General features: G+C 63.8%; 10 protein-coding genes and 1 pseudogene. 7 read left to right on the top strand and 4 right to left on the bottom strand.

The window, feature by feature from the left end; translation table 11 throughout:
* From EOA38_RS25530 to EOA38_RS25510, 5 genes are all read left to right on the top strand, one after another.
* Positions 1-730, top strand: a 730-nt coding sequence (locus EOA38_RS25530) for an aminomethyltransferase family protein (RefSeq protein ID WP_145966061.1), incomplete at its 5' end; no start/stop codon positions are given.
* 98 nt (positions 731-828) lie between these two features.
* Entirely contained in the window at positions 829-1,152 is a 324-nt protein-coding gene (locus EOA38_RS25525; protein ID WP_127300544.1) for a DUF2934 domain-containing protein, read from the top strand.
* A 112-nt stretch (positions 1,153-1,264) separates the two neighbouring features.
* The gene (locus EOA38_RS25520; protein ID WP_127300543.1) at positions 1,265-2,203 is read left to right on the top strand and encodes a S1/P1 nuclease; all 939 of its coding nucleotides are present in this window, start codon (positions 1,265-1,267) and stop codon (positions 2,201-2,203) included.
* A gap of 193 nt (positions 2,204-2,396) precedes the next feature.
* Complete coding sequence (locus tag EOA38_RS25515) at positions 2,397-2,864, top strand: isoprenylcysteine carboxylmethyltransferase family protein (RefSeq protein ID WP_189434880.1); 468 nt, start codon at positions 2,397-2,399, stop codon at positions 2,862-2,864.
* A gap of 150 nt (positions 2,865-3,014) precedes the next feature.
* Positions 3,015-3,485 (top strand): nucleoside deaminase, encoded by a 471-nt coding sequence (locus EOA38_RS25510; RefSeq protein WP_127300545.1) that lies wholly within the window; start codon positions 3,015-3,017, stop codon positions 3,483-3,485.
* A 32-nt stretch (positions 3,486-3,517) separates the two neighbouring features.
* On the opposite strand, the pseudogene EOA38_RS25505 reads toward EOA38_RS25510, so the two are convergent.
* From EOA38_RS25505 to EOA38_RS25495, 3 genes and pseudogenes are all read right to left on the bottom strand, one after another.
* A pseudogene (locus tag EOA38_RS25505) lies at positions 3,518-3,601 on the bottom strand (GFA family protein); the annotation flags it as partial.
* 40 nt (positions 3,602-3,641) lie between these two features.
* Positions 3,642-3,914 (bottom strand): PilZ domain-containing protein, encoded by a 273-nt coding sequence (locus EOA38_RS25500; RefSeq protein WP_127300541.1) that lies wholly within the window; start codon positions 3,912-3,914, stop codon positions 3,642-3,644.
* Between the two features lie 163 nt (positions 3,915-4,077).
* Positions 4,078-4,557 (bottom strand): MarR family winged helix-turn-helix transcriptional regulator, encoded by a 480-nt coding sequence (locus EOA38_RS25495; protein WP_127300540.1) that lies wholly within the window; start codon positions 4,555-4,557, stop codon positions 4,078-4,080.
* A 97-nt stretch (positions 4,558-4,654) separates the two neighbouring features.
* Here EOA38_RS25495 and EOA38_RS25490 point away from each other — a divergent pair, with 97 nt between their 5' ends.
* The gene (locus EOA38_RS25490; protein WP_127300539.1) at positions 4,655-5,023 is read left to right on the top strand and encodes an antibiotic biosynthesis monooxygenase family protein; all 369 of its coding nucleotides are present in this window, start codon (positions 4,655-4,657) and stop codon (positions 5,021-5,023) included.
* 16 nt (positions 5,024-5,039) lie between these two features.
* A complete protein-coding gene (locus EOA38_RS25485; protein ID WP_127300538.1) occupies positions 5,040-5,510 on the top strand; it encodes a hypothetical protein in 471 nt (156 codons plus the stop codon).
* Here EOA38_RS25485 and EOA38_RS39330 read toward each other — a convergent pair.
* Positions 5,507-5,947, bottom strand: a 441-nt coding sequence (locus EOA38_RS39330; RefSeq protein ID WP_348627538.1) for a sulfite exporter TauE/SafE family protein, incomplete at its 5' end; no start/stop codon positions are given. The genes EOA38_RS25485 and EOA38_RS39330 overlap by 4 nt on opposite strands.

Raw genomic sequence — 5,947 nt, 5'->3', positions numbered from 1 at the left:
CGGCAGCGTCAGTCTGAAGAACGTCACCAACGATCGCGGCTGCTTCACGGTCGTCGGGCCGAACGCGCGAGACGTGCTGCAGCCGCTGACCGAGATCGATCTTTCGAACGAAAAGTTCCCCTGGTTCGGCGTGAAGACCGGCGGCGTCGCGTTGGCCAGCGACGTGCGGCTGCTGCGTGTGAACTACGAAGGCGAGCTCGGCTGGGAGCTGTACCATCCGATGGCCTACCAGCGGCAATTGCTGGATGCGATTCTGAAGGAAGGCGAGAAGCACGGCATGCGCCTGGTCGGGCTGCATGCGCTGGAGTCGCTCAGGCTGGAGAAATCCTATCGCGCCATGTACCGCGACATGAACCCGGAGCTCAACGCGCTGGAGAGCGGGCTCGAGCGTTTCATCCGCCTCGACAAGGGCGATTTCGTCGGACGCGACGCGGTCCTGAAATATAAGGATCGGAACAACCAGCGCCGCTCTGTCACACTCAAGATCGAAACCGACGGCGCGAGCACGCTTGCCTCCGAGGGGCTCTACATCGACGGCGAGCTGGTCGGGCGCATCACGTCGGGCGGCTACGCCTACGCGCTCGGGCATGACGTGGCGCTGGCGTTGTTGCCGGAGCGTTTTTGCAAACCCGGCACGAAACTCGACGTTGCGATCCTGGGGGAATGGAAGACTGCCGAAGTCATTGCGGATTCGCCCTACGATCCCACTTCAGCCAGGGCGCGGATGTAACGGGCGATCCTGAAGGCCTCCAAGGCGACTGGTCATCGCGTCGCCACGGATCGTTCCGCCCTGCCCTGCGTTGAGTGACAGGCACGGAGGACACGGCAATGGATGACGATCGGATCGAGAAGATCAGGCAGCGCGCCTATGAAATCTGGCAACGCGAAGGCAGCATCCACGGCGACCATGAGCGGCACTGGCACCAAGCCGAGATGGAAATCGATCGCGAGGCGGCCCTGCCGCTGACGGCGGACGACGCACTGCCTGAAACGCGCGAGGTCTCAAGTTCGGACATTCTGACGGCAGAGGCGCTCGCAACGCACACCGGCATAAGCAGCGGAGAAGCGCAGGAATTGCTCGACAGGCTGGGCAACGACCGTGCCGCGATCGAACAGGCGGCGCGGACCATCCAGGCGAAGCGGCGGCGCTAGTTTACGAGGAGTCCACCGACTGCCGGACCATCCTTTCGATAAGGAATCCGCTTGTCTCTAACACGCGCCTGCGTTGTACTTCCCGAGGTCGAAACTTCGAGGACGCAAGACTGTGGACTGGCAAGCGGCGGCGGTTTCCTGGCTCGCGACGATGGCGATGTGCGGTCAGGCGCTGGCCTGGGGTCAGGAGGGCCATGCGGTGATCGCCGAGATCGCGCAGCATAGGCTGAGCCAAAATGCCTATGATGTCATCGAGCAGCTCCTGCGTTCGCATCTCAAGCTCAAGCCGCCGGCAACCGTGTCGCTGGCCTCGGTCGCGAGCTGGCCTGACGACTATCGCGCCGAGAACCACAAGGAGACGTCGAACTGGCATTTCGTCGACATCCCGCTCGCCTCCAGGCCGGGCGATGCGAGTGCCGGCACCACCGCCTACGACGCGGCGCGCGACTGCAAGGACGACGCGACCTTCGGCACCTGCCTGATGAAGGCGCTGCCGGCGCAGGAAAAGATCCTCGCCGATCCGAAGAAAAGCGGTGAGGAGCGCTGGCAGGCGCTCGCCTTCGTCATCCATCTGGTCGGCGACCTGTCGCAGCCGCTGCACTGCGTCGAGCGCCTGGACGGCAACCAGGGCGACCAGGGCGGCAACACGCTGACGGTGACCTTCAACGTCTCGCGGCCGAAGCCGGACGGCTCGACTGATCGCGACCTCACCACCTTCCACGCGGTGTGGGATTCGAGCCTGATCCTGTTCAAATACTATGACTGGGGCAAGGTCGCGCTCGATCTCGAGACCGACGTCATCCCCAATCTCGCGCCGAGGCCGGCCGCCGAGCAGACGCCGGAGAAATGGCTGGCCGCGTGCCACGCAATTGCGGAGGACGCCTACCGCGCGCTGCCCAAGGGCACGTCGATCAGGGCGGACAACCCGCATGCGGTGATCCTCGACCAGGCCTATTTCGACAAATTCTCGCCGATCGTCATCCAGCAGCTCGCGCTTGGCGGGCTGCATCTGGCCGCCGTGCTCAACGAGACGCTGGCGGTCGACAAGTAGCCGGCCGGCGAAGCGCTTTTCGAGCAGCGCCAAAGACGCAGCCGGCATATGCCGGCCACTGAGACGACAGGGTTGCGTCCGGCGATGCGGACGGGATGCGCCTGGCAGGCGCCATCACCGATTGCCGCGCGGCACTTGCGGACGCATAGTAGCGGCACGGTATTGACGTGTGGGTCGACCCGCGGAAATGGCCATGAACGACGAGAAGGACAATCCCGAAGTGGCGGTGTTCCCGCCGCTGCTGTTCCTGGTGGCGCTGATCCTGATGCTGGCGCTGCGCTATGTCTTTCCGCTCGCGATCGGCGGCCGGCCACTGACCACGGTGCTGGGCATCGTGCTTGCGGCCCTTGCGATCGCCATCATCGCGTGGGGGCGCATGACGATGCAGCGCGCCGGCACCAATATCGAACCCACGAAGCCGACGCTCGCCATCGTCACCGGCGGCCCGTTCCGCTTCGCCCGCAATCCGCTCTATGTCGGCCTGATGGGCCTGCTCCTGGGAATCGGGCTCATCTTCGACACCTGGTGGAGCGTGCTCGCGCTCATTCCGGTGTTCCTCATCCTGCATTTCGGCGTGGTGCTGCGCGAGGAGGCCTATCTGGAGCGCAAGTTCGGCGAGCCCTACCGCGCCTACAAGGCCAGCGTGCGCCGCTATCTGTGAGGCGATGCAGACGAAACAGCGGCCGAACTCCTCGACGTCGGCGAGCGTCGGCGCGTTTGCAAACCGGTTGGGACCTGATCACAGACGACAAGATCCAAATAGCTTGGCCGCCCCTTCCCACGCCGCCTCACGCGCCATAAAGTGCGCGATATGACGCGCGACCGGATGATCGCTCAACTATTCGAGGCAGATGCCGTTGCCCGCGGCGCGGTCGCGCATGGCCATCATCCGTTCGGCGCGGTGCTGGTCGGCCCCGACGACGCGGTCCTCATGCGCCAAGCCAATATCGACACCGTGCATCACGCCGAAACCGAGCTCGCGCGGCGTGCGGCGGCTGCCTATTCGCCGGAGTTTCTCTGGACCTGCACGCTGGTTTCAACCGGTGAGCCCTGCGCGATGTGCACCGGAACGCTCTACTGGGCGAATATCGGTCGACTGGTCTACGGCTTCGAGGAGACCAAGCTTCTCGCGCTGACTGGCGACCATCCCGAAAACCCGACGATGAGCCTGTCCTCGCGCGTTGTGCTCGGCTCCGGGCAGAAGAAGGTCGAGGTTCACGGCCCCTTCCCCGAAATCGAGGACGAGCTTCTCTCCGCGCACCGCGACTTCTGGCGGCGGTAGCTTGGCGACCAAGGCGCGGGCCGCAATACCTTCTTGCGGCAGTCGAGACAATGGCAGATGCCGACCCCGTATGGGCGACTGGACGCCACTAGTCGAACATTGCCGTTGAGCCGGATAGCCCGTGTAACAGAATAGTAGAGCTGCGCCCTTCGGACGTCAGCCCTTCAGCGAATTGCTGTAGACCTGGACGCCGACGCGCTCGTTGCGGCGCCAGCGCACCACGGCGCGGTAGACGGCATCGTCGTCAGGGACAATGAGCGTGAAGCGGTCCGGCAGTTCCACCTGCGCACCGACACGCAACTCGGCGCCATGTTCGTGCTGGTTCCGGATGGAGCACCTGATGCTGGCGTCGCCGGTGACGATCGTGGCCTCCTTCAGCACGAACTCTCGCGCAAAAAGACGGCGCTCGACGTGGGGAAAAGTGGCCATGATATACTCGTCCCGAAACTTCCTCGACGGGGTTCAGCCTCCCCTGCCCCGACGCCGCACCATAGCAGCAAGGCGTTTCCGTTCCGTTAGCGCTTTCCAATCGCGGCCGGCTCGGGCGGTCCCGTTTCCGCACACCGCGCCGCCTGCCGTCGAACCATAGCGATCAAATCTGCTCTCCAGCATTTCTTTCATCGCCTTCGAATTTCTTCCGCAGCGCCTTCATGACGCGGCCGGCCGTCCGGATGTCTTCGAGGGGAAACCCGTCCGCGAGCGCGTTGACCCGTGGGTCGTACAAGCCGATGGCGTCGTCGTATGTCTGCTGTCCCCTATCGGTCAGCACGACAAGGTGCGCGCGGCGGTGATGCGGATTGGGCTCGAACCGGACGACCCCTTCCGCCGCCAAGTCGTTGACGATGCGCTGCACATTCTGGCGGTTGGCGCCAAGATCGCGCGCGAGCCAAGCCACCGGCTGCGGCCGGTCCGCCGCAACGATGGCACCCAATATCTGCCAGCGGGCGCTTGTGAGCCCCAGCGGCGCCACAAGCCTGTCGCCCCAGGTCAAGATCAGGTTGTTGACCCTGAACAGGTCGAGAATGAGGTCGGTCAAGGCATCGCCAGTGAGGGTTCGCCTGCTTGCATCCATTTCGTCACCATAGAATTTATTTGACATCATAATGTCAATTATATATGTATCGATCGCACCAGATTGACATCATATAACCAAATTATTGGAGACTGTCATGTCCCACAGGCGTCCTCTTGATCCCGCCTTCCCGATCGAACGCCAGCTCGGCCTCGAAGCCGCCCCCCTCGTGCTCGTGAATGTCTTCACGCTGGACAAGGCGGACGAACCGACCTTCCTCCAGGCCTGGGAGAAGGATGCGAATTTCATGAAGCGGCAGCCGGGCTTCATCTCGACCCAGCTACACCGGGCGATCGGCGAGAGTCCGACTTATCTGAACTATGCAGTCTGGGAATCGACCGCGGACTTCAGGGCCGCGTTCACGCATCCGGAGTTCGTTGCACAACTCTCGGCCTATCCATCCTCGGCAGTGGCCATGCCGCATCTCTTCCAGAAGGTCGGGGTGCCGGGCATCTGCGTTGCCTAGAGAGGGATGCAAGCCAATGACCAAGCTCATCCATCCGGTGGCCGGCACACTCGCGCTCCTCACGATCGCGACCTTCTGGCTGTCGACGGCATTCAGCGAACTGTTTGCGTCCGAGGCAACCGTCATCGCGGTCAAGACGGCCATACCGTGGGGTCTCCTATTGCCTATCTCCATGTTGGCGGTGACAGGAGGCTCGGGCTTCGCCTTGGCGAAGGGTGTGCGAACCGGCGTGATCGGCAGGAAGCTGAAGCGAATGCCGCTCATTGCCGCGAACGGTCTTCTGGTTCTCATCCCGGCGGCGCTGTTCCTCGCCTCCAAGGCCAAGGCAGGAGAGTTCGATACCGCCTTCTACGCGGTGCAGGCGCTGGAGCTAATAGCGGGCGCGACGAACATCACGCTGCTCGGTCTCAACATGCGCGACGGCATGAAGCTCACGCGGCGGCGGCGGAAACCTTCTTCGTCCTCGCAGACGGCCGGCTCGAGCTAGATACCGAACGCTTGGTGCAGCGCCGCGCCGACCAGGATCAGCCCGGTCGCGACCTCCAGAAGCGTCGCGACGCCCGCTGTGCTCGACCCAAACCGGTCGAGGACAGCGACGGAGCCTTTGCGGAACAGGACCGCAAGGGCGACTACGATGCCAAGGGTAATCGCCACACCCGCCATCATCGCGACCGCGAAGACGAGGCCAGCCCATGGCACTCCGCGCGCAATCGCGAAGGTCATCACGAAAAGCGTCAGCGGACACGGGATGAGCCCCGCCATGACACCAACCGCTTCGCCTTCATGGGCAGTATGTTGGTGTCGGCCGCGCAGCGCGCGCCAGATCATCCAGACGCCGACGAGCCCGAGCAGCCCGCGGCTGAGGGCTTCCAGCGCCGGAGCGCGGCCGACGCTGCCCAGCGCGATCGAGACCAACGGCAACGC

The sequence above is a fragment of the Mesorhizobium sp. M1E.F.Ca.ET.041.01.1.1 genome (assembly GCF_003997355.1).
Taxonomy (GTDB): Bacteria; Pseudomonadota; Alphaproteobacteria; order Rhizobiales; family Rhizobiaceae; genus Mesorhizobium.
This window is presented reverse-complemented; position numbering and strand designations above follow the sequence as displayed.